The organism is Polaromonas sp. A23 (genome assembly GCF_002001015.1).
Classification (GTDB): Bacteria; Pseudomonadota; Gammaproteobacteria; order Burkholderiales; family Burkholderiaceae_C; genus Polaromonas.
On the sequence record NZ_MUNO01000050.1, the window covers coordinates 18,204 to 40,281 of the forward strand.

At 60.1% G+C, this 22,078-nt stretch carries 23 protein-coding genes; 13 read left to right on the top strand and 10 right to left on the bottom strand.

Annotated features, from left to right (window positions below; genetic code table 11):
* The first annotated feature begins 194 nt into the window (after positions 1-194).
* Both B0B52_RS21245 and B0B52_RS21250 read left to right on the top strand, forming a co-directional pair.
* Positions 195-1,079: a transporter substrate-binding domain-containing protein gene (locus B0B52_RS21245; protein ID WP_077595681.1), complete on the top strand. Its 885-nt coding sequence runs from the start codon at positions 195-197 to the stop codon at positions 1,077-1,079.
* A gap of 191 nt (positions 1,080-1,270) precedes the next feature.
* Entirely contained in the window at positions 1,271-2,014 is a 744-nt protein-coding gene (locus tag B0B52_RS21250) for an aspartate/glutamate racemase family protein (RefSeq protein WP_077595802.1), read from the top strand.
* Positions 2,015-2,127: 113 nt separating this feature from the next.
* On the opposite strand, the gene B0B52_RS21255 is transcribed toward B0B52_RS21250, so the two are convergent.
* The 3 genes from B0B52_RS21255 to B0B52_RS21265 all read right to left on the bottom strand — a co-directional run bounded on the left by B0B52_RS21255 (position 2,128) and on the right by B0B52_RS21265 (position 4,880).
* Positions 2,128-2,535, bottom strand: coding sequence for an RNA-binding S4 domain-containing protein (locus tag B0B52_RS21255; RefSeq protein WP_077595682.1), 408 nt, complete (start codon positions 2,533-2,535; stop codon positions 2,128-2,130).
* A gap of 51 nt (positions 2,536-2,586) precedes the next feature.
* Positions 2,587-3,984, bottom strand: a complete 1,398-nt coding sequence (locus B0B52_RS21260; protein WP_077595803.1) for a sensor histidine kinase — start codon at positions 3,982-3,984, stop codon at positions 2,587-2,589.
* A 200-nt stretch (positions 3,985-4,184) separates the two neighbouring features.
* Complete coding sequence (locus tag B0B52_RS21265; RefSeq protein ID WP_077595683.1) at positions 4,185-4,880, bottom strand: response regulator transcription factor; 696 nt, start codon at positions 4,878-4,880, stop codon at positions 4,185-4,187.
* 96 nt (positions 4,881-4,976) lie between these two features.
* Between B0B52_RS21265 and B0B52_RS21270 the strand changes: the two genes are divergently transcribed.
* The 10 genes from B0B52_RS21270 (at position 4,977) to B0B52_RS21315 (ending at position 15,765) form a co-directional block, all read left to right on the top strand.
* A complete protein-coding gene (locus B0B52_RS21270; protein ID WP_077595684.1) occupies positions 4,977-5,936 on the top strand; it encodes a tripartite tricarboxylate transporter substrate binding protein in 960 nt (319 codons plus the stop codon).
* 157 nt (positions 5,937-6,093) lie between these two features.
* Positions 6,094-6,615, top strand: a complete 522-nt coding sequence (locus B0B52_RS21275; RefSeq protein ID WP_077595685.1) for a tripartite tricarboxylate transporter TctB family protein — start codon at positions 6,094-6,096, stop codon at positions 6,613-6,615.
* Between the two features lie 3 nt (positions 6,616-6,618).
* Positions 6,619-8,121, top strand: a complete 1,503-nt coding sequence (locus tag B0B52_RS21280) for a tripartite tricarboxylate transporter permease (RefSeq protein WP_077595686.1) — start codon at positions 6,619-6,621, stop codon at positions 8,119-8,121.
* Between the two features lie 144 nt (positions 8,122-8,265).
* The gene (locus B0B52_RS21285; RefSeq protein WP_077595804.1) at positions 8,266-9,762 is read left to right on the top strand and encodes a sigma-54-dependent Fis family transcriptional regulator; all 1,497 of its coding nucleotides are present in this window, start codon (positions 8,266-8,268) and stop codon (positions 9,760-9,762) included.
* 150 nt (positions 9,763-9,912) lie between these two features.
* Positions 9,913-11,106 carry a substrate-binding domain-containing protein gene (locus B0B52_RS21290; protein WP_077595687.1) on the top strand — a complete coding sequence of 398 codons (1,194 nt, stop codon included), beginning with the start codon at positions 9,913-9,915 and terminating at the stop codon, positions 11,104-11,106.
* 155 nt (positions 11,107-11,261) lie between these two features.
* Positions 11,262-12,038 (top strand): ABC transporter ATP-binding protein, encoded by a 777-nt coding sequence (locus B0B52_RS21295; RefSeq protein ID WP_077595688.1) that lies wholly within the window; start codon positions 11,262-11,264, stop codon positions 12,036-12,038.
* Positions 12,035-12,760: an ABC transporter ATP-binding protein gene (locus B0B52_RS21300; protein ID WP_077595689.1), complete on the top strand. Its 726-nt coding sequence runs from the start codon at positions 12,035-12,037 to the stop codon at positions 12,758-12,760. The genes B0B52_RS21295 and B0B52_RS21300 overlap by 4 nt, the downstream gene beginning before the upstream one ends.
* Positions 12,757-13,740, top strand: coding sequence for a branched-chain amino acid ABC transporter permease (locus B0B52_RS21305; RefSeq protein WP_077595690.1), 984 nt, complete (start codon positions 12,757-12,759; stop codon positions 13,738-13,740). Before B0B52_RS21300 ends, B0B52_RS21305 begins: the two co-directional genes overlap by 4 nt.
* Positions 13,741-13,752: 12 nt before the next feature.
* Complete coding sequence (locus B0B52_RS21310; RefSeq protein ID WP_077595691.1) at positions 13,753-14,841, top strand: branched-chain amino acid ABC transporter permease; 1,089 nt, start codon at positions 13,753-13,755, stop codon at positions 14,839-14,841.
* 36 nt (positions 14,842-14,877) lie between these two features.
* Complete coding sequence (locus B0B52_RS21315; protein WP_077595692.1) at positions 14,878-15,765, top strand: alpha/beta fold hydrolase; 888 nt, start codon at positions 14,878-14,880, stop codon at positions 15,763-15,765.
* A gap of 537 nt (positions 15,766-16,302) precedes the next feature.
* On the opposite strand, the gene B0B52_RS21320 is transcribed toward B0B52_RS21315, so the two are convergent.
* The 5 genes from B0B52_RS21320 to B0B52_RS21340 all read right to left on the bottom strand — a co-directional run bounded on the left by B0B52_RS21320 (position 16,303) and on the right by B0B52_RS21340 (position 18,610).
* Complete coding sequence (locus tag B0B52_RS21320) at positions 16,303-16,767, bottom strand: hypothetical protein (protein WP_139352059.1); 465 nt, start codon at positions 16,765-16,767, stop codon at positions 16,303-16,305.
* 83 nt (positions 16,768-16,850) lie between these two features.
* Positions 16,851-17,294, bottom strand: a complete 444-nt coding sequence (locus tag B0B52_RS21325; RefSeq protein ID WP_077595694.1) for a hypothetical protein — start codon at positions 17,292-17,294, stop codon at positions 16,851-16,853.
* An 82-nt stretch (positions 17,295-17,376) separates the two neighbouring features.
* Entirely contained in the window at positions 17,377-17,820 is a 444-nt protein-coding gene (locus tag B0B52_RS21330) for a hypothetical protein (protein WP_077595695.1), read from the bottom strand.
* Positions 17,821-17,851: 31 nt separating this feature from the next.
* Positions 17,852-18,094 (bottom strand): hypothetical protein, encoded by a 243-nt coding sequence (locus tag B0B52_RS21335; RefSeq protein WP_077595696.1) that lies wholly within the window; start codon positions 18,092-18,094, stop codon positions 17,852-17,854.
* 42 nt (positions 18,095-18,136) lie between these two features.
* Positions 18,137-18,610 (bottom strand): hypothetical protein, encoded by a 474-nt coding sequence (locus B0B52_RS21340; RefSeq protein ID WP_077595697.1) that lies wholly within the window; start codon positions 18,608-18,610, stop codon positions 18,137-18,139.
* A gap of 291 nt (positions 18,611-18,901) precedes the next feature.
* On the opposite strand from B0B52_RS21340, the gene B0B52_RS21345 reads away from it, so the two are divergent.
* The gene (locus tag B0B52_RS21345; protein WP_139352060.1) at positions 18,902-19,870 is read left to right on the top strand and encodes a tripartite tricarboxylate transporter substrate binding protein; all 969 of its coding nucleotides are present in this window, start codon (positions 18,902-18,904) and stop codon (positions 19,868-19,870) included.
* Here B0B52_RS21345 and B0B52_RS21350 read toward each other — a convergent pair.
* Both B0B52_RS21350 and B0B52_RS21355 read right to left on the bottom strand, forming a co-directional pair.
* Positions 19,857-21,245, bottom strand: a complete 1,389-nt coding sequence (locus B0B52_RS21350) for a HAMP domain-containing histidine kinase (RefSeq protein ID WP_077595699.1) — start codon at positions 21,243-21,245, stop codon at positions 19,857-19,859. The two genes, B0B52_RS21345 and B0B52_RS21350, sit on opposite strands and share 14 nt — an antisense overlap.
* Positions 21,242-21,919, bottom strand: coding sequence for a response regulator transcription factor (locus tag B0B52_RS21355; protein WP_077595700.1), 678 nt, complete (start codon positions 21,917-21,919; stop codon positions 21,242-21,244). Before B0B52_RS21355 ends, B0B52_RS21350 begins: the two co-directional genes overlap by 4 nt.
* Positions 21,920-22,078 lie beyond the last annotated feature (159 nt).

Here is a 22,078-nt window from a genome sequence, read left to right on the forward strand (position 1 = left end):
TGAACAATGCTGAATTCGCTGCGGCCATGACGGGGGGTTATGTGCGCGCTGCAACCATGCCTGCGGCGGGTAAGCCATGAGTTTTCATCATGGGTTTGTCGCCAAAATGAATAACACGTGCAGCGAAGTGTTCATACACTGGCCATGCCAACACTTACTTTCCCTCACACCCTCTGCTCCCCGAAAGGACTCGTATGAAGTACTCGACTCTCATGATTGCCACCTTGCTGGCAGCCGGCCTGGCAACGACGGCAGGCGCACAGACCCTGAAAAAGGTCGCCGACAGCAACAAGATCACTGTTGCCTACCGCGAAGCCTCGGTTCCTTTCAGTTACCTGATCGGATCGACCAAGTCGGTGGGGTTTTCGGTGGAACTGACCGAAGCGATCATTGATGACGTGCGCAAGAAGATTAAAAAGCCCAATCTTGAAGTCTCGTACATGCCGGTAACTTCCCAGAACCGCATTCCGCTTCTGGTCAACGGCACTTACGACCTGGAGTGTGGATCCACCACCAACAACTCCACACGCGGCAAGGACGTGGCTTTTGCCGTCAACCATTTCTACACCGGAACGCGCTTGCTGGTGAAGAAGAGTTCGGCCATCAAGAACTACGCTGATCTCGCCAAAAAAACAGTTGCCAGCACCACCGGCACCACCAACTCGCAGGTGATCCGCAAGTACAGCACCGACAAAAAACTCGACATGCAGATCATCCTGGGCAAAGACCACGATGACTCCCTGCTGCTTGTTGAAAATGACCGCGCTGTGGCGTTTGCGATGGACGACATCCTGCTGTTTGGCTTGATGGCCAACTCGAAGAACCCGGCTTCCCTGGAAGTGGTGGGTGATGCGCTGCAGGTCGAGCCCTACAGCTGCATGTTGCGCAAGGACGACCCCGAGTTCAAGAAGCTGGTCGACGGCACCATCTCGCGCCTGATGAAATCGGGCGAGTTCAGCAAGCTCTATGACAAGTGGTTCATGTCGCCGATTCCTCCCAAGGGCGTCAACCTGAATCTGCCAATGAGTGCGGAACTCAAAGCCAACCTCAAGGCGGCAAGCGACAAGCCTGCACTGTAATTGCGAACAAGGCGGCCTTGCCGCCTGATGTTCCCGGGTGGCAAGGCCCCGCAGGTGCCGAGCCGCCAGTTCTGTCTTTATCAAACGCGGACTGCGATGCGGTCTGCAGCGCCATGCGCCGGATGATCACTTGTTGACCCTGGAGGTCGGCAGGCCAGTCGGCCGAAATGCAAAAAAATGAAGGTCAACACATGAGCAGAACCCCGGTTGTCGGCATTTTGGGAGGCATGGGCCCGGCCGCCGGCGCAGACTTTGCACGGCTGTTCGTTCAGGCCTGCGCTGACCGTATGCGGGAGCTCAACATTCCGGTGTCGGATCAGGCGTTTCCCGAGCATTGGCTGGCGCAGGTGCCTGTTCCTGACCGGAGCGCGGCTCTGGAGTCGAGCGACCTGGGCGCACACCAGCCGCTGGACCCGATGCTGCAGGCCGTGGGCAAGCTGGCTGCACTCGGCGCCACGACAGTTGCTGTTGCCTGCAACACGGCGCATGCATGGCATGGTGCGCTGCAAGAACGTTTCCCGCAGATCGAGGTGCTACATGTGGCGCGCGAAGTGGCCCGGACGCTGGCCGCTCGCGGCGTGCGCGAAGTGGGGTTGATGGCAACGGAGGGTACTTATCGCGCCGGCCTTTACGACCAGGCGCTGCGCCAGGCAGGGTTGGTATGCCACACGCCTCTGCCTGCTGAGCGTGAGCGTTTGATGCAGGGCATCTACGACGGCGTCAAGGTGGGCAACCTGGCGCTTGCGCACGACTGCTTTTCAGACGTGGCTCGCACGCTGGCCCAACGGCACGGCTTGTCAACGCTCATACTTGGTTGCACGGAAATTCCGCTGGTCTTGCGCTCGGTTCCAGGCATGGACCGTCTGGAACTGGTCGATCCTGCCGACTTGCTGGCGCGCGCGTTGGCGCAACGGGCCTATGCGCAGGCCAGCTGAGGCCTGACTGGGTCGTCCAAGCCCTGAAAAGACTTTTTTGTTAACGAAATCGGCCATTTCCCCACGAGTGGTGGACGTGAATAGCTATTAAAACAATAGCAAATGCCAACTCCTCATTGGTCTACCGAGGCACTCCAGCGGTCACCCCAAGCCTTGTCCTGGGCTTTGTCCAGACTGCGCCGGTCGCGTTTGGTGGGACGACCGTGCTCATAGCCACCGGCCGGGTCGGCGCCAAGGCGCCGTTGCTCGGCCGCCGCTTCACGCAGGCGCAGGCTGTCTGCAGTTTCTTCGTAGAGTTGCTGTGCGACAGGCGCCGGTCCGCGTTGCTGGCTCAGGGCCTTCACCAGCACCGTGCGGGTGACGGGTCCTTGCCGCATGGCCACCGTGTCGCCGGGTTTGACTTCCCGGGCCGGTTTGGCTTCCTGGCTGTTGACCTGAACGCGACCCTTGCCGATTTCCTCGCTTGCCAGGGAGCGGGTTTTGTAAAACCGTGCGGCCCACAGCCACTTGTCAAGACGCATCCGTCAACTCCGGTCGCTTCTGAAGCCGTCGATCTGCGTGCATTGTTTTCATCACTCGTGATTGTGTACCAGTGGCAGCCGCACCGTTGCATCCAGCCCGGTAATACGCCCATGGTCTTCGCGGTTTTCGAGCGTGACGCTGCCCCCCAGCGCCTGCGTGATCTCGCGGCAGATGGCCAGGCCCAGGCCCGAGCCGTGGCGCACATTGCCGGCGGAAAAAGGCTGGTACAGACGTGCTGCCAGCTCGCCCGAAATGCCCGGACCGCTGTCGCTGACCGTCAGGGCCAGGTACTGCGAATCGGTGACAAGCCGTACCGACAGCGCGCCGCACGGCTGGCTGTGCTTGATGGCGTTATGCAGCAGGTTACGGCAAAGCTCGCCCAGCATCCATTCGTGGGCGTGCACGCTGGCTGGCGTGGTTTCGATATCGAAGTCAAGGTCTTTCTCGGCAATCAGCGGCGCAAGGTCCAGCGCCACGGCCCGGACGATGGCCGCCATGTCGACCGGACCCAGGTCGGCCTGCTGGCGCAATTGCTCCACCTTGGCCAGCGCCAGCATCTGGTTGGCCAGCAGGGTGGCGCGATCCACGGTCTGGTTGATTTCGGCCAATGCAGCCAGGGCGTCCATGTCGCCGCGCAATGCGGACTGCACCTGCACCTTGAGCACGGCCAGCGGCGTGCGAAGCTGGTGCGCCGCGTCGCGCACAAACCGCTTTTGATTGTCCAGCAGGTGTTGCAGGCGGCCCATCACATCGTTTGTTGCTTCCACCAGCGGCAGCAATTCGCGCGGCGCGTCCGGTGCGGCGATGGCGGTCAGGTCCCCTTCGGGACGTGCCTGCAGTTCTGCGCTGAGACGCCGCACCGGGCGCGTGGCGCGCTGCACCACCACCACGGCCACCAGCGCGATGACGACCAGCAGCAGCGCCTGCCGCCACAAGGTGTCGACCAGGATTTTGCGGGCCAGGGTGGTTCGCAGTTCCAGTGTTTCGGCGACCTGCACGACGGCCATGCCACGTCCCTGCGAGCTGGCCACCGGTTGCAGCAGAACTCCCACGCGCACCGCGTCTCCCGCGTAAACGTCGTCGTAAAAATCAACCAACGCGGAGTAGGGCGGCTTCGCAGGAATATGGCCGCGCCAGAAAGGAAGCTGGGCATAACCCGAGACCATCTCCCCCTTGAGGCTGGATACCCGGTAGAAAAGACGGCTCTGGTTGTCGGCCTCGAACGCTTCCAGTGCCGCGTAAGACACGGTCACGCGCAGCACGGACTGTTCGTCATAACCGGTCACATCAAGCTGCTCGCCAATCGACTTGGCCGAGGCCAGCAGTGTGCGGTCATAGGCGGTGTTGACCGCGTCCAGGGCTTGCCTGTACAGGCTCACGGTATTGGCAGTGACGAGCAAACCCACCGGGATCAGGATGCCCAGCAGAAGGTACTTGCGCAGGGACATGACCCCCACGCTTTTCACTTCGTGTGCCTCCGACGTTGCGTTGCCCCTTTCGCCGGAAGATGGGGTTGTGCTTGCTTGGGACGGCCCGGCGCTGAAAGCTTCGACCCCCACGCTTTTCACTTCGTGTGATGCACTGCCCCCCGAGGGGGTTGTGCTCGTTTGGGTCGGCCCGGCACTGCGCACGTCAGCCTCACCACCTTTCATTGCACATCCACTTTCAGCAGGTAGCCCAGGCCACGCAGGGTCACCAAGGTGACACCGGTGTGTGCTATTTTTTTGCGCAGCCGGTACACCACCACTTCGACCGCTTCGTATTGCACGTCGGCTTCGCCGGGAAACACCAGCTCGAACAGCCTTTCCTTTGACACCGCTTGGTCGGGCTTGACGATCAGGGCCTGCAGCAGGGCAAGTTCACGGGGCGTGAGCTCCAGGATCTGGTCGCGGTGGTAAATCGCGCCGCTGTCTTTCTCATATCTGAGCTGGCCCGCCAGATGGTCCCCGCTGCCGGGTTCGGTACTTGACGTTGTGCGCCGGCGGCTCAGGGCACGCAGGCGGGCTTCGAGCTCGTCGAGATCAAACGGTTTGGGCAGGTAATCGTCTGCGCCCGTGTTCAGGCCGATGATGCGGTCACCGACGGTGCCGCGTGCCGTGAGGATGAGTACCGGCGTTGTCAGGCCCTGGCTGCGCGCCTGCTCCAGCACCTGCAGGCCATCCATCCCGGGCAGGCTCAAGTCCAGCACCACCACGTCGGGCTGCGCGGCGGTCCATTGCGCCAGCGCCTTGCGGCCGTCGGTGCAACCCAGCACGTCCATGCCGCGCCGGCTCAGTGCGCGTTGCAAGGCAGTTTGCATGGAGGGGTCGTCCTCGATCAGCAGCAATTTCATGTTCAACAGCATGACACGACATTAGCACTTTCCCCAGTGCTTTTGGACAGCCGTTTGACAGACAGGCGGCGCATGATCCACCTGTTACTACATCACACGGAGACATTCATGCGTCGCGATACTTTTCTCAAATCCCTGGCGGCACTTGCCGCTGCGGGTGCTTTCCCACTCTCGGCCCGGGCTGCGGCCAGCGTCAAAATGATGATCCCCGCCAATCCCGGCGGCGGCTGGGACACCACCGGCCGCGCACTGGGCAAAGCCCTGCAGGACTCAACTGCCGCATCTACAGTGACCTACGACAACAAGGGCGGTGCCGCGGGTGCGCTCGGCCTGGCCCAGTTCATCAACGGCAGCAAGGGTGACCCCAATGCCATGATGGTGATGGGAGCGGTCATGCTCGGTGGCCTGATCACCGGCAAGCCGCCCGTCAGCCTGTCCCAGGTCACGCCGATTGCGCGCCTGACCAGCGAGTACAACGTGTTTGTGCTGCCTGCCAACTCGCCTTTCAAGACCATGGCTGACGTGATTGCGCAGCTCAAGAAAGACCCCGGCAGCGTGAAATGGGGCGGCGGCTCGCGCGGATCCACAGAACACATTGCGGCGGCCATGATTGCCCGCGAAGTCGGCGTTGATCCTTCGAAGATCAACTACGTTGCCTTCCGTGGCGGCGGTGAAGCCACAGCGGCCATCCTGGGCGGCAACGTCACCATAGGCGGCAGCGGCTACAGCGAGTTTGCCGAATATATCAACACCGGAAAAATGAGGGCACTGGCCGTCACGTCCGACACCCGCCTCAAGGGCATCAACGTGCCCACCCTCAAGGAGCAGGGTGTCAATGTGGTCATCGGCAACTGGCGCGGCGTTTACGGCGCACCCGGTATCTCTGCCGCCGAGCGTCAGGCTCTGACCGACATGATTCTCAAGGCCGTCAAATCCAAGGCCTGGATGGAAGCCTCCGAGAAAAACAACTGGACGCCTGCTGTGCTCACCGGTGCCGCCTTCGACAAGTTTGTCGATGACGACATGGCCAGCCTGCGCGCCACCATGGTCAAGTCGGGCATGGTCTAGGAGTCTGCAAACGCCCCGGGCCTCGGTTCGGGGTGGTGGCTGCAGCGAGAGGCTACCCGGCCGGGTAGCAAGCGCCCATGCCGTCACGGCATGGTGTTGACCCGTCTTCCCTGTACCCGTCTTCACGGCTACGATGTCGTGACGATAAGGAAAAAAAATGACACAACCTTCGTTTTCCAATGCGCAATTACGTTTGCAGAAGCTGGTTGGCGCTGGCGTGGTGCTGCTCGCCCTCGGCTTGGCGTTTGGTGCCGTCACCATCCCGTCCGAGGCTGGTTATGGCGGTGTCGGGCCGAACTTTCTGCCCTGGCTGGTTTCCCTGGCCTTGCTTGTTTGTGGCGTCTTTATTGTCTGGGAGGCGTTGAGTGGTGGCTTTCGTTCGCTCGATGAGCCAAGCGGGGCGCCACATGGCGACTGGACGGGGTTTGCCTGGGTGTCGGCGGGCCTTCTCGCTAACGCCGCATTGATCACCACCATCGGCTTTATTTTCAGTTGCACCTTGTGCTTTGTGCTGGCGGTTCAGGGTTTGCGCGGCGCCGAAGGCAAGGCTGATCTGAGGCCCACAGTCTGGCTCAAGGACGTGCTGATCGGCATGGCGATTTCCGCGCCGGTGTACTGGACTTTCACGAAATTCCTGGCAATCAACCTGCCAGGGCTGACTTCAACCGGCTGGCTCTAAATCATGGACATCTTCAATCAGCTGCTGCAGGGCTTTGCAACTGCCGCCACACCGGTCAACCTGCTGTGGTGTTTTGTGGGTTGTGCTCTGGGCACAGCCATTGGTGTGTTGCCGGGTATCGGGCCTGCCGTGGCGGTGGCCATGCTGCTGCCCATTACCGCCAAGGTTGAGGCCACCGCCTCGATGATTTTTTTCGCGGGCATTTATTACGGCGCCATGTACGGCGGCTCCACAACCTCCATCCTGCTCAATACGCCGGGGGAAACGGCGAGCATGGTCACGGCGATGGAGGGCAACCGCATGGCCAAGAGCGGGCGAGCGGGCGCGGCGCTGGCTACGGCAGCCATCGGCTCTTTTGTGGCAGGCACGATCGCCACGGTGATGGTTACGCTGTTTGCGCCCATCGTGGCAGAACTTGCCGTCAAGCTCGGCCCGCCCGAGTACTTCATGTTGATGGTGCTGGCATTCACCACCGTCAGTGCGGTGCTGGGCAAAAGCACCGTGCGCGGCCTGACAGCTTTGTTTGTCGGCTTGGCAGCGGGTCTTGTGGGGCTGGACCAGATCTCCGGTCAGGCGCGCTACACGGGCGGCGTGCCCGAGTTGCTCGATGGCGTCGAGATTGTTCTGGTGGCTGTGGGCCTGTTTGCGGTTGCTGAAGCCATGTATGCGGTGCTGTACGAAGGCCGTGTGGTCGAGTCGCAGAACAAGATGAGCAGGGTGTACATGACGGGCCGGGACTGGCGCCGTTCCTTGCCGGCCTGGCTGCGCGGAACCGCCATTGGTGCGCCGTTTGGCTGCATTCCCGCCGGCGGCACCGAGATCCCGACCTTCCTGAGCTACGCTGCCGAGAAGAAGCTGGCCAAGGGCGATGACAAGGCCGAGTTCGGTGCGGCAGGCGCCATTGAAGGCGTGGCCGGCCCCGAAGCCGCCAACAACGCCACGGTGACCGCGGCCATGATTCCGTTGCTCACACTGGGCATCCCAACGTCCAACACCACGGCCATCTTGCTGGGTGCTTTCCAGAACTACGGCATCCAGCCCGGCCCGCAGCTGTTCACCACGTCGTCGGCATTGGTCTGGGCATTGATTGCTTCGCTGTACATCGGCAACGTGATGCTGCTGGTGCTGAACCTGCCCCTGGTCGGGCTGTGGGTCAAGCTGCTGAAGATTCCCAAGACCTACCTGTATGCAGGCATCCTGATTTTTGCGACGGTAGGCGTCTACGGCATGCGGCAAAGCGCGTTTGACCTCTTCCTGCTGTACGGCATTGGCGTGCTTGGCGTGGTGATGCGGCGCTTCGACTTTCCGACCGCCCCGGTGGTGGTCGGAATGATTCTTGGCCCCCTGGCTGAAGCGCAACTGCGCAACGCCATGTCGATCGGTGAAGGCAGTGCGATGGTGTTCCTGCAGCGTCCGGTGTCGGTGATCCTGATCGTTGTGGTGCTTGGCGTTCTCATCCTGCCGAGGTTGGCCAAAACCTGGTCTGCGCGCCGTTTGGCGGCCTGAAGCCGGTTTCTTTATAAGAAAAGTGGCTTCAGCCCTTTGATTACGGGCGCAAGCAGCTATAAAAAACAGAGCAAATCAACCCGTGAGAAAACCGGGTTGATCTTGCCGAACTGACATGTGAGCCTGCCGCGCTACCATCTGCGCATGGAACACGCCGACACCCCGACCAACGGTTTACCCCTGGATGCGCAAAGCATCCTGGAGCTGGCGGCGCGGTCGATGTTTCAGCTGTTTTCCAGCATCAGCCAGGGCATGTTCCTGGTGGACCGCACCGGCCGCATCGTCTGGGTCAATGAAGGCTACAAGCGCTTTTTGCCGGCGCTGGGCTTTTCTTCGGTGGACCAGTTCGTGGGCCATATGGTCGAAGAAGTGATTCCCAACACCCAGATGCGCCGCGTGCTCGAAACCGGCGAGGCCTTCCTGATTGACCTGCTGACCAACCGTGCCGGCACTTTCGTGGTCAGCCGTATTCCGCTGCGCGACGAGAGCGGCGGCGACGTGATAGGCGCCATCGGCATCGTGCTGTTCGACCACCCTGAAACCACGCTGCAGCCGCTGATCAGCAAGTTTGCGTTGTTGCACCGTGACCTGGACGATGCGCGCCGTGAGCTGGCCAGCCAGCGGCTTCAACATACCGGCGGTCAGCGCCAGTCCAAATACACCTTCGCCAGTTTTGTAGGCACCAGCCCGGCGGCGGTGGAGGTCAAGCGCCAGGCGCGCCGTGCGGCGCAGACAAGCAGTCCGGTGCTTCTGCTGGGCGAAACCGGTACCGGCAAGGAGTTGCTGGCACACGCCATCCATGCCACCTCCAGCCGTTCGCGCGGCCCCTTCATCAGCGTCAACATCGCGGCCGTGCCCGACACCTTGCTGGAAGCCGAATTTTTTGGCGTGGCACCGGGGGCTTACACCGGCGCTGACCGCAAGGGCCGCGACGGCAAGTTCAAGCTCGCCGATGGCGGCACCCTGTTCCTCGACGAGATCGGCGACATGCCGCAGGCCCTGCAGGCCAAGCTGCTGCGGGCCTTGCAGGAAGGCGAGATTGAGCCGCTGGGCTCGAACAAGCTGATTCCGTTTGACGCAAGGTTGATTGCCGCAACCTCGCGCGACCTGGCGGTGCTGGTGCGCGAAGGCAAATTTCGCGAAGACCTTTTCTACCGCCTCAACGTGCTGCCCATCAAGGTGCCGCCGCTGCGCGAGCGGCGTGCCGATATTCCTGCGCTGCTGGAGGTGCTGGGCGAAGAGATGGCGCTGCGCAGCGGTGACCGTCAGCCCGAGCTGGCGCCCGATGCCCTGGCCCTGCTGTCGGCGCAAACCTGGCGCGGCAATATTCGTGAGCTGCGCAATGTGCTGGAGCAAGCGGTAATGCGCAGCGACTCTCTGAACATCGGCCGTGCGCAGTTTGAAGAAGTGCTGAAGGAATCTGGCATTGAGCGCATCGTTCCCGCACTTCTGGCTGATGCGGGCGAGGGCGCAGATTCAGCATCCGACCCGTTGCGTCCGCTCGCCGAGCAGGTGGCACAGGTCGAGCGACGCGCGATTGCGGCCGCCATGGAAGCGACCGGCGGCAACAAGCTGGCGGCCTCGCGTTTGCTGGGCATCTCGCGTGCCAAGCTTTATGAGCGTCTGGATAACCCTGTATAAAAATAAGGCAATTGTCTGATTATAAGGCAATAAATTTGCCTTATAAGCAGACAATTATTGGATTGATGTGAAAATATTCATATAAATCAACAGTTTATTTCTGGCACGACATGTGCAATCCTGGTGCGCAACACATAACAGGAGACATCCATGCATCGTCGTAGCCTCATCGCGCTTGCCGCACTTGCCACTGCCTTTGTTTCACCTGTGGCCCTGAGCCAGGGCAAAGACATCAAGATCGCCATCATCGCCAGCAAAACCGGCCCGCTGGAGGCCTATGCCAAGCAGACCATCGTCGGCTTTCATATGGGACTGAACTACGCCACAGGCGGCACCATGATGGTGGCGGGCAGGAAGCTCGTGGTGATCGAGAAGGACGACCAGGGCAAGCCCGACGTGGGCAAGGCGGCGCTGGCCGCGGCCTATGCCGACGAAAAGGTCGACATCGCCGTCGGCCCAACGGCTTCGCCGATTGCATTGGCCATGCTGCCGGTGGCTGAGGAATACAAGAAGATCCTGCTGGTCGAGCCTGCCGTGGCCGACAGCATTACCGGCGACAAGTGGAACAAGTACATCTTCCGCACCGGCCGCAATTCAAGCCAGGATGCCGCTGCCAACGCCGTGGCGCTGGACCGTCCAGGCAATGTGGTCGCCATTCTGGCCAACGACAATGCCTTCGGCCGTGACGGCGTGAAGGCCACCAAGTCGTTCATGAAGAATGCCAAGATCGTTCATGAAGAATACCTGCCCGTGGGCACCACCGACTTCACGGCGGGCCTGCAGCGCGTTGTTGACAAGCTCAAGGATCAGCCGGGCAGCAAGTACCTCTCGGTAGGCTGGTCGGGCAGCCCGACGCCGTTTCCGAAAATTGCTGACCTGGACCTTGAAAAACGCTACGGCATCAAGCTCGCCACTGGCGGCAACATCCTTCCCGCCATGGTCGCGTACAAGAGCTTCCCGGGCATGGAAGGCGCGCTGTACTACTACTTCGGCATTCCCAAGAACCCGGTGAACGAAGCGATGGTGGCCCAGCACTACAAGCAGTTCAAGGCACCGCCAGACTTTTTCACGGCAGGCGGTTTCTCGGCAGCCATGGCCGTGGTGACGGCGCTCAACAAAACCAAGGGCGAAACCGATACCAACAAGCTCATCTCCACCATGGAAGGCATGAGCTTTGACACACCCAAGGGCAAGATGACCTTCCGCAAGGAAGACCACCAGGCCATGCAGAGCATGTTCCACTTCAAGATCAAGGCCGATCCGGCGTTTGCCTGGGGCGTGCCCGAGCTGATCCGCGAGATCAAGCCGGAAGAGATGAATATCCCGATCACGAACAAGCGCTAAAACAGCGTGCTCGGCTACTGCGCGCGCCGATAGCGGCGTTGCGCAGTGCTCGAAATCCTCACGTACTTGAGTACGTTCCGGTTCCTGCGCGCTGTGCGCCTTGCTCTCGACCCGCTCGCTACGCCGCTCCCGCTGTTTTGGGGGACACAGAAAACATGCTTCAAACCAAAGAACTCACGATCCGCTTCGGTGGCCACGTGGCGGTGAATGCCGTGACTTGCTCGTTCGCGCCAGGCACGCTCACGGCCATCGTCGGCCCCAATGGCGCGGGCAAAACGACTTATTTCAATTTGATCTCCGGTCAGCTCAAGGCCAGCAGCGGCACGGTCACGCTCAATGGCCAGGAGCTGTCAGGCATGAGCGCGTCGGCGCGTACCCATGCCGGTCTGGGCCGGGCTTTTCAGCTGACCAACCTGTTTCCCAACCTCACGGTGCTGGAAAACGTGCGCCTTGCCGTTCAGGCCACGCGCCATGGCAAGCACCGCCATGGTTTGAACCTGTGGAGCATCTGGAGCGATCACAAGGCGCTGGTAGGCCGGGCCGAAGAAATTCTCGCGGCTGTGGCCATGGAGACCAAAGCGCAGATGCCGGTGGCCAGCCTGCCGCACGGCGACCAGCGCAAGCTCGAAGTCGCGTTGCTGATGGCGCTGGAGTCGCAGGTCTTCATGTTCGATGAGCCGACCGCGGGCATGAGCACCGACGAGGCGCCGGTGATTCTCAACCTGATTCGCCAATTGAAGCAGGACAAGACCAAAACAATTTTGCTGGTGGAACACAAGATGGACGTGGTGCGTGAACTGGCCGACCGCATCATCGTTCTGCACAACGGCACGCTGGTCGCCGATGGCGCGCCGGCAGAGGTGATTGCCTCGCCGATCGTGCAGGAAGCTTATCTGGGCGTGGCGCCGGTGCAGGCAGGGGAGGCGGCATGAGCGCAAACCTGCTGACCCTCGAAGGCGTGCACACACACATCGGCGCGTACCACATCCTGCATGGCGTGAACCTCTCCATACCGAAGGGGCAACTCACCATGCTGCTGGGCCGCAATGGCGCCGGCAAGACCACCACACTGCGCACCATCATGGGCTTGTGGCAAGCCTCGCAGGGCAAGGTGACTTTCGGCGGGCGCGACATCACGCTACTGGCCACACCGCAGATCGCCGGCCTCAACATCGCCTACGTGCCCGAAAACATGGGCATTTTTTCGGACCTCACGGTCAAGGAAAACATGCTGCTGGCTGCCCGCAGTGCCAAGCGTGCCAGTCAGATGGATGAAGACCGGCTCAAGTGGATCTACTCGCTGTTTCCGGCAGTCGAAAAATTCTGGAATCACCCCGCCGGCAAGCTGTCGGGCGGGCAAAAGCAGATGCTGGCGGTGGCCCGCGCCATCGTCGAACCGCGTGAACTGCTGATTGTTGATGAACCCAGCAAAGGCCTGGCACCGGCCATCATCAACAACATGATCGACGCGTTTGCGCAGCTCAAGGCCAGCGGCGTGACGATTTTGCTGGTGGAGCAAAACATCAATTTCGCCAAGCGCCTGGGCGACACCGTCGCCGTGATGGACAACGGTGTGGTGGTGCACGCCGGCTCCATGGCTGAGCTGGCTGAAGACACCGCGTTGCAGCAATCGCTGCTTGGACTGGCCTTATGAAAACTCTTGATTTCGATTGGAAGCCGCTGGCACTGGTGCCTTTGCTGGCGCTGGGGATTTTTCCATTTATCGGCTCCGGCTCCACCTGGCTCACGCTGACGGTCGCCGGCCTGGCCATGGGCATGATCATTTTCATCATTGCCTCGGGCCTGACGCTGGTGTTCGGTCTGATGGACGTGCTCAATTTCGGCCACGGTGTGTTCATTGCGCTGGGTGCTTTCGTGGCCACCAGCGTGCTCGGCGCCATGAGTGACTACACGCAAAGCGAATCGTTGTTGCGCAACATGCTGGCGGTGCTGCCGGCCATGCTGGTAGCCATGCTGGTGGCGGGCGGCGTTGGCCTGGTGTTTGAGCGCTTCATCGTGCGGCCGGTCTACGGCCAGCACCTCAAGCAGATCCTCATCACCATGGGCGGCATGATCATCGGCGAAGAACTGATCAAGGTGATCTGGGGGCCGGCGCAGATTGCCCTGCCCATGCCCGAGGGCATGCGCGGCTCGCTGCTGCTTGGTGACGCGGCGATTGAAAAATACCGTCTCATCGCCGTGACCGTGGGCGTCGTGGTGTTCGCCATCCTGGCCTGGACGCTGGTGCGCACCAAGGTCGGCCTGCTGATCCGCGCCGGCGTGCAGGACCGCGAGATGGTTGAATCGCTCGGCTACCGTATCAAGCGCCTGTTTATCGGCGTGTTTGTGGTCGGCAGCGCACTGGCTGGACTGGGCGGCGTGATGTGGGGCATGTACCAGCAGAGCGTGACGCCGCAGATGGGCGCCCATGTCAATGTGCTGATCTTCATCGTCATCATCATCGGCGGACTGGGATCGACCGGTGGTGCGCTGATAGGCGCGCTGCTGGTCGGACTGATGGCCAACTACACCGGCTTCCTGGCCCCCAAGGTGGCGCTGTTTTCGAACATCGCGCTGATGGCGGCCGTCCTGTTGTGGCGGCCCCAGGGCATCTACCCCGTGACCAACCGTTGAGGAGCTGATGCCATGAACAACATCCTCACACGCATCGTCTCCAACGACTATCCGCGCAGCCGCGTGCTGGCCGTCATTCTGGTCGGCCTGCTGCTGGCCCTGGCCCTTGCGCCATTCATCTTTCCCGGCGTCAAGGCTTTAAGCGTTGCGGCCAAGGTGCTGGTTTTTATTGTGCTGGTGGCCAGCTTTGACTTGCTGCTGGGCTACACCGGCATCGTCAGTTTTGCGCACACCATGTTTTTCGGCATTGGCGCCTACGGCATCGCCGTGGCAACAACCCGCATGGGGCCGACCTGGGAAGCCCTGGCGGTCGGGCTGGTGTCCTCGCTGGCTTTGTCTTTTGTGCTGTCGCTGCTGGTGGGGCTGTTTTCGCTGCGGGTCAAAGCCATCTTTTTTGCCATGATCACGCTGGCGGTGGCCTCGGCTTTTCAGACCCTGGCCTCGCAACTGTCGGAAATCACCGGCGGTGAAGACGGCCTGAGCTTCAAGGTGCCTGAGCTGCTGTCACCCAGCATGGAGTTTTTTGAGCAGCCCTTCCTCGGTGTCTCCATTGACGGGCGTCTGCTGACCTACTACCTGCTGTTTGTGATCACCCTGGTGTTGCTGCTGAGTCTGCTGCGCATCGTCAATTCGCCTTTCGGCCGCGTGCTGCAGGCCATTCGCGAGAACGAGTTCCGCGCCGAGGCCATCGGTTACCGCGTGGTGGTCTACCGCACCACCTCCAGCGTGCTGTCGGCCCTGTTTGCGACCATGGCCGGCGCCATGCTGGCACTCTGGTTGCGCTACAACGGGCCCGACACCTCGCTGTCGTTCGAAATCATGATCGACGTGCTGCTGATCGTCGTGATCGGCGGCATGGGCACGATTTACGGCGCGGCCATAGGCGCAGCGGTGTTTCTGGTTGCCCAAAGCTACCTGCAGGATTTGTTGCGCCTTGCCAGCGAGGCGGCGGCCGGCCTGCCGTGGCTGGCAGCGCTGCTGTCACCTGACCGCTGGCTTCTATGGCTCGGTGTTCTGTTTGTTTTGTCGGTGTATTACTTCCCCACCGGCGTTGTGGGGCGGCTCAGGGCCGCGCGCGTTCAGGCAGCCAGGCAAGCCTGAGTCGAACAAAGAATTGATCACGGAGAGTCCAGCGTCATGCAACACACGTCCGAATATTTGACTTGCGCAGGGCGCGAAATCCACTACACCGAGTGGGGTGCGCAGCACAGCGCCACCGTGATTGCCTGGCACGGGTTGGCCCGTACCGGGCGTGACATGGACGAGCTGGCGGCGCATCTGAGCACGCGTTACCGCGTGATTTGTCCAGACACCATTGGCCGGGGGCTGAGCCAGTGGAGCCCGGATCCGCAGAATGAGTACCAGCTCTCTTTTTACGCACGGATTGCGGCTGACCTCTTTGAACAGCTGAACATCCCGAAGGCGCACTGGGTGGGCACTTCCATGGGCGGTGCCATCGGTACCGTTTGCGCTTCAGGCTTGTTTGAGCCGGCCATGAAGGGCCGCATCCAGAGCCTGGTGCTCAACGACACGGCACCGCAGATTGCCGAACCAGCCGTCGAGCGGATCAAGTCCTATGCCGGCAACCCGCCGGCCTTTGACACCATGCTCGCCCTCGAGTCCTTCTTCCGGCAGGTGTACAAACCTTATGGCTGGCTCAGCGATGCGCAATGGCGGCGCCTGGCGGAAACTTCCGCCCGCCGCCTGCCCGATGGCCGCCTGACGCCGCACTACGACCCGGCCATGGTGCAGCAGTTCACCCACCACCCCAACGACTACCTGATCTGGGACCATTACGACGCGCTCGATATCCCGGTGTTATGCCTGCGCGGCGCGGACTCCGACCTGGTGTTGCGCGACACCACCACCGAAATGCAGACGCGCGGCCCTGGAGCGGCGGGCAGGCTTCAGGTGGTGGAAGTTCCGGGTTGCGGGCATGCACCTGCGCTGAATGTGCCCGACCAGCTGGAACGGGTGGCGGCATTTATTGCTACGGCAAGCCAGTTGGCTGCCTCCGCTACTTAATTAATAGCAAGCTATTGCCGTTCTTAAAGGGCTCAAGCCCGATTTGATTCGTATGGAAAGGGCATTTCAGGCCTTTGAGGCCTGTTTGAGTAGTTCTTTATGCGTCAAATCGGCACTTCGCCCCTTAAGGATAACGATAGTTCGCTATCAAATAAAGAGTGACCTCCAGCAATTGAGTCGGCTTGCAACGCCATCTCACAGCTTTCGCAGCCCCGCCCATGCGAATCCTTCAAAAGAAGGAGGACGAGCATTGGAAAATGGTTACCACTTGTCCAGGCGCATGGCTGGAATCAAAATGATTATGGGGAAGCCTGTAAAGGCCGAATCGCCAAAATACGTGGATGCGAACCAGCACAGTGCCGCCGCAGGAACGAGGAGCGCAGCGATAACCTTCCCGGAAAAGGCATACGTGATTTTCTCGCCGCAAGTTGGACACCTACCCCATACTTGATCGAATAGCCCTGCTGGGTTGCCCCCACGCAAGTGCGGCCATCGGACTCCTGATCGACAGTACGGACACTTCATTCGCCACATGATTTAAGAATGTTTGTAATACGGGGTTGCGACGAGTAAGAGCAATTGCCGCTCCTTATCAAGCTCTGCATCTATCGTGATACCCTGAAAGCTTCTAATTGGAAGCCAACTAGGAGAGGTGGAGCACCGCACACGAAACTCCTTAATGTCCTCACTTCGTTTGGCTGCTTCGGACATCGTGACTCCATCCGGAAGAACCAACTTAACGTAGGGTTCGACGGGGCCGCATGACACTCCGCTACTAACGAGCCGCTCGACAACAGTTTTCCATGATGTACCAATAGGAAATTCAGAGGTCAATTTTTTCTGAATCTTCTCAATATCCGAGAAAGAGTTCAGCGGAATTGGAGCATCTTTCCTCTCCGCACTGGTCATTGCTTGCCCCTCTTTGCGCGCCAAAATTGAACCGCTGACCAGCATCAGACAGATCGCCGTCCACCAAATTTTTCGTACTTTTCCTCGTGTCATACCTTGTACTAAGTAGATTGGCACTTACTTTGGTTTTTTTGCAGGTTGATGGTGAATGGATTGCAGGCTTTGCGCGTTCAGATTTAGGAACCTGGCTTTGCGTCCGGGATGACACGGGCCAGTCGTAAAGTGACGGGCGGGGTGGTCACCAATGCCACAAACAGATAGCCTCTGAAAGTCGCGTCGGCCTTCAGCGCATAGCCGCAGAAGGCAAACGCGATGTTGTGGACGCAGTCCGGCGTAATCTGCGCAAGGGTCGCAGCTGGGAAGAAGCGTTGAATGTCGGCATCGCCTGAGGTTTGCAAGGTGCAGTCCTTGTCGCAGCTCACGCTAACCCACGATCCGTCGGTCTTGCGGTCTTCCATCGTCCATCCGGTGGCAGACTGAGACAGCCGCATGGCCTTGGGAGTCACTTCCCCCTTTGCGTTTACGAGCAGGTAGATGCCTGCGTCGCGAGGCTCGATAGCTACCGCCGGCTGCCATATCGATAACGCCGCTATCGCAAAAATCAAGGACCGAATAAACATGGCAACTCTTTGTGTATGGTTGGTAGGGCGGGATTCTAGGATAGATCAGTGTCCTTGGATGGCAAAGACGTGTCAGCGGCACTTAGGGTTGAAGGTTGATGTTGCCAATTCTTCCCTCGTCAATTGCTTTCCAGTGCTGTTTGCACCAGTTCTGAACCAGTCGCCTGCGGCTTGGTGCCCATGCCTGCCTGGATACGCTCGCTTCGCTGAAGATCCAGTTTTGTTCAATTGCTTGGACGACGCGCCATTCGAGTTTTCCCGCTTTCGACTGAATAACGGCGGCACCGCGCGATCCGTTCTCCGCGAAAGCGCTTGTGAATTGCACGGAAGCATTTCGTGCACGGACTGTACCGACAATCCATGAAGCATCAACCTTGTCTCCAGAGATGGCTGTGACTTGGCCGCATACAAGGCGACCGTTCTGGACCAGTTCCAAAGAAAACAAGCCACTTTGTTGATTCGACCAGGAGCCGTCGAGTTGCCCAGCATGGACTTGAGTACCGATCAGAAACAGTACCACGGTCATCGCCCGTCGCACAGAGCGTCCAGATGTTGGGTCATAGGGAGAGGGCATACACCAGCAGTCCAAAAGCGAGATAGAAGAAAAATCCGGCGAGTACGCAGCCAGTCGCTGTTATTACGCACTGACCACGTCGCTTGAAATACAGCCCGGCTTCTGGAGCATAGGCCTGAGCCTCCCCTTCTTCAAATCGCTCGGCCCTCCATCTACCGAACGTCGCGATCCACACAACGAACCGGCCCGTTTGGGCCAGTACGATGTCTACGATGATGTTTGTCATGATGCTTCGCCTACACAGCGAAAGCTGTGGAAAGGCGATTGGTCATTGATTAAGCGCACAAAATCGCGCGGTCTGTTCCTTCAGTTTGTCGCAGAGTAGGGACTTAAACATGAATGGCGGCGTGATGTGATCATCAGCATCTCGGCGCATGTAGGGGTACAACTCAAGAAGGCCTTTGCTGTCAGCACCTGCTCTGGCAATGATCGTTCCTTCAGCACCGTTTTCGGGATAAGGGCCGCAGCTTGTGAACTCGTATTTCACGGCAATTTTTGCGCCCTGTTGAACCCTTGCGTCAGATGTCCTTAAAACCTGCATGACCGTTGCCGTTGCCGTTCCTAAATATCTGTCCAACACGGATACGTCCGACAAGGAAACTTTCGCAATCACATCGGCATCAGGTTGGGGATTGGGAATGGTCTCAAAGAAAAGCTTGTGCGAAAGGCTGGCCCCTAAACAAGCATGTACTTGCGGTGGTACAAGTAGTAAGCAAAAAACGAGTGCAATGAGGTAGCGCATGAATTTCTCAGAAAGTTCGGTATGAGCGGAGCACAAGTAGCGATAAAAAGCCGTCAAACACCGCACGATTCTAGGCTGAGTACCAAGACGGATGCGTCCTCCGATAGAGGGAGAACCCGTAAAAATACGGCGGCAAATCATCTCGCAAGTTGCCCCCACTCACACCGCCATCTACCGGCGCCTGCTGCTTCAAATCGTCAATCTCCCGAAAACGAGAAGACTGAAAGCGAAATGAAAGAGGGTGTCCCTAACATTCATGGCGTTACAGATATAAATTCAAAAGGAGACACCATGGAACGAAGAAGTTTTCTCGCGGCAGCACTGATCAGTGCAACTGCCGGATCACGCGCCTACGCGCAGGGCGCCTGGCCCACCAAACCGGTTCGCCTGATCGTGCCCTTCGCCCCGGGTGGCAGCAGCGAGATCATTGCCCGCAGCACTGCCGCTGAAATGGGTGGCCTGCTCGGGCAGACCATGTACGTGGAAAACAAGCCCGGTGGCAGTGGCAACATTGCGATGCAGGAGTGCCTGAATGCAAGCGATGGCCACACCATCATTCTTGGGCATATCGGCACGCTGGCAGTGAACCCTTTCATCTTTGCCAAATTGCCTTTTGACGTCAATCGCGACTTCAAGCCTGTCTCGCTGCTTGCCAAGGTGCCGAGCCTGTATGTTGTGAACCCCAATGTGCCGGCGAAAAACCTCAAGGAGTTCGTGGCCATGGCCAAGGCTGCGCCCGGCAAGCTGAACTACGGATCGGCCGGCAATGGCAGTGCCGGCCATCTGGCAATGGAATTTTTGAAGTCGGAGGCCGGCATTTTCATGCTCCACGTGCCGTATCGCGGCACCGGCCCGCAGATGACCGATTTGCTGGCCGGCCGACTGGAGGCTGCCTCTGTGGGCGCTGCCGCTGTGCTGCCTTTCATCAAGGCGGGCAAGTTGCGCTGTATTGCCACAGGTTCCAAAGAACGCCTGCCGCAGCTTCCCGACGTGGCAACGGTGGCGGAGCAAGGGTACCCCGGCTTCGAAATGACGCAGTGGTATGGGTTGATGGCGCCGTCCAGCTTCAGCGAAGAGCAAATCTCCAAATTGGCGCTTGCCGCAGGCAAGGCCGTCAAGGCTCCCGCCGCGTCCACACGGTTCAATGACGAAGCGGTGTTTGCCATGGGTGATTCGCCTGCCCAGTTTAAGACATTCATTGCCGCGGAACAGGCCCGCTGGAAGAAGGTCGTCCGTCAGGCCAACATCAGGCTCGACTGATTTGCCCGGGAAGCCGCACGACGGCTTCCACGCCTGTGCCTTGCGGCGAATTGAAGTTACGCAGCTCGACCGTGCCTGCCAGCCAGCGCACGATTTCCCTGCAAATCGTCAGGCCGAGGCCGGTGCCGCGCAGTGAGTCGGTGGTTGAAAAGGGTTCGAACAAGCGATCTGCAATCTCGGGCGCGATGCCGGGGCCCATGTTCCAGACGCGGATGGTGACTTCCTCGCCCGAACGGATGTCTATCCCCAACGCACCGCCTTCCGGCGTGTGCCGTACGGCGTTGGACAGCAGGTTGGCGAGCAACTGCTCGACCATCCAGCTGTGGGCTGTGATGACGGGCGTGTCGCCCGTCAACTCGACCTGCAGCGCCCGTTCGCTGATCAAAGGTGACAAGCCCACCATGACCTGCCGCGCGATGGCTTCCACGTTGACCGGTGCAGTGTTGGCCTGGCCTCGCACCTGTTCGATCTTGGCCAGCGCCAGCAGCTGATTGGTAACGCTGATGGCGTGTTCCGTGGTTTGGGCCAGCTCGTCGATCAACTGCGGTTCCGGGGTGTCGCTGCGCTGGGCCAGCTGCAGCTGGATTTTCATGACTGCCAGCGGTGTCTTCAGTTGATGGGAGGCGTCACGAATGAAACGGCGCTGGTGGTCCAGCAATTGGTTCAGGCGTTCCATCACTTCATTCAGCGCGTGCACGAGGGGGACCAGTTCGCGCGCAGGCGGCCGTGCAATGGGCGAGAGGTCACCGGGGTCGCGATGAAGCAGCGTTTGCTCCAGCTTGCGCAGCGGCGCCAGAAATGCCGTCACCACCAGCCAGGTCAGCGCAATCGTTGCTGCCAGGTAGACGAGTTGCCAGGCGATCGTTTCGGCGAGCAATTTGCGGGCCTTGGTCTGCCGCAGTGACAGGGGTTCGGCCACTTGCACCAGCGCCAGGCCACGGTCATCGCTGCTGGCCACCGCCTGGTACAAAGAGGCCACGCGCAGGGGCTCACCCAGGTAGTCGGCATCAAAAAAAGAGACCTGAGTCGGGTGCGTGGCCCTGGGAGGAATGCCTGCCGGATCGGCAGGAAAGTCTTCATACCCCGCCACATGCTCGCCATTAAAACCCTTGATGCGGTAGAGAAGGCGTGACCGGTTGTCTGCCTCGTAGAACTCGATGACGGTGTAGGGCACGACAGCCACCAGTTTGTTGTTTCTGATCTCCAGCAGGTCGCCGATCATGCGAGCGGAGCCGAGGAGAGACCGATCATACGCGGAGTTGAGCGCAACCAGTGCACGGTAGTACAGGCCGATGGTGTCCAGGGTCATCAGGACAACCACCGGAACAATCAACCAGAATGCGAGCCGGGTGCGAAGCGACCAGGCCTTTTTCACGCCGCGGCCTTGATCAGGTAGCCGACACCGCGCAGGGTCACGATGGTCACGCCACAGGCGTCGAGTTTCTTGCGCAGCCTGTGCGCCACCACTTCAACGGCGTCTTGCTGTACTTCCTCGTGCTTGAACACCACCTCGTTGAGGTATTCCTTGGTGTGCGCATAGTTGGGCCGCTCGACAAGCGCACGCAGCAGGGCGGCCTCGCGCGGGGTGAGCCCAAGGGGTTCTTCCCCACAATAAAACGCGGCACCCGAGGATTCCCAGACCAGCGAGCCCAGGCTGCGGGGCCGGTCCAGCGACGCAGGTGGCGTTGATTGAACGCGCCTGAGCAAGGCGCGCAATCGCGCTTCAAGTTCATCGAGGTCGAAGGGTTTGGCCAGGTAGTCGTCGGCACCGAAGTTCAAGCCCAGGATGCGGTCACCCACAGTCCCCCGCGCGGTGAGCAGTAGCACCGGTGTCGTCAGGCCCAGCGCCCGGCCTTGCTGCAACACATTCAAGCCGTCCATGCCCGGCAGACTCAAGTCCAGCAAGACAACAGCGGGGCGCAGTTGCTGCCATTGAAGCAGGGCCTCGGGCCCGTCCATAGCGCTGGCCGTGGTAAAGCCCCAGCGCGCCAACGCACGGCACAGAGACTTGTGCATTTGTGCATCGTCTTCAACCACCAAAGCCTTCATGTGGTTCACCTTAACACCCGGGCGTCAGCCCTTCTGAAAGCGGTTTGAAAGCAGGGATTCCCCCTCTGATGGGCACACATCTGGGGGCTGCGGTGCAGCGCAGTGAATAAGGGAAAAGTGCTATCCAATTTATAGCTATCAGCGCCCGAAAATAAAGGG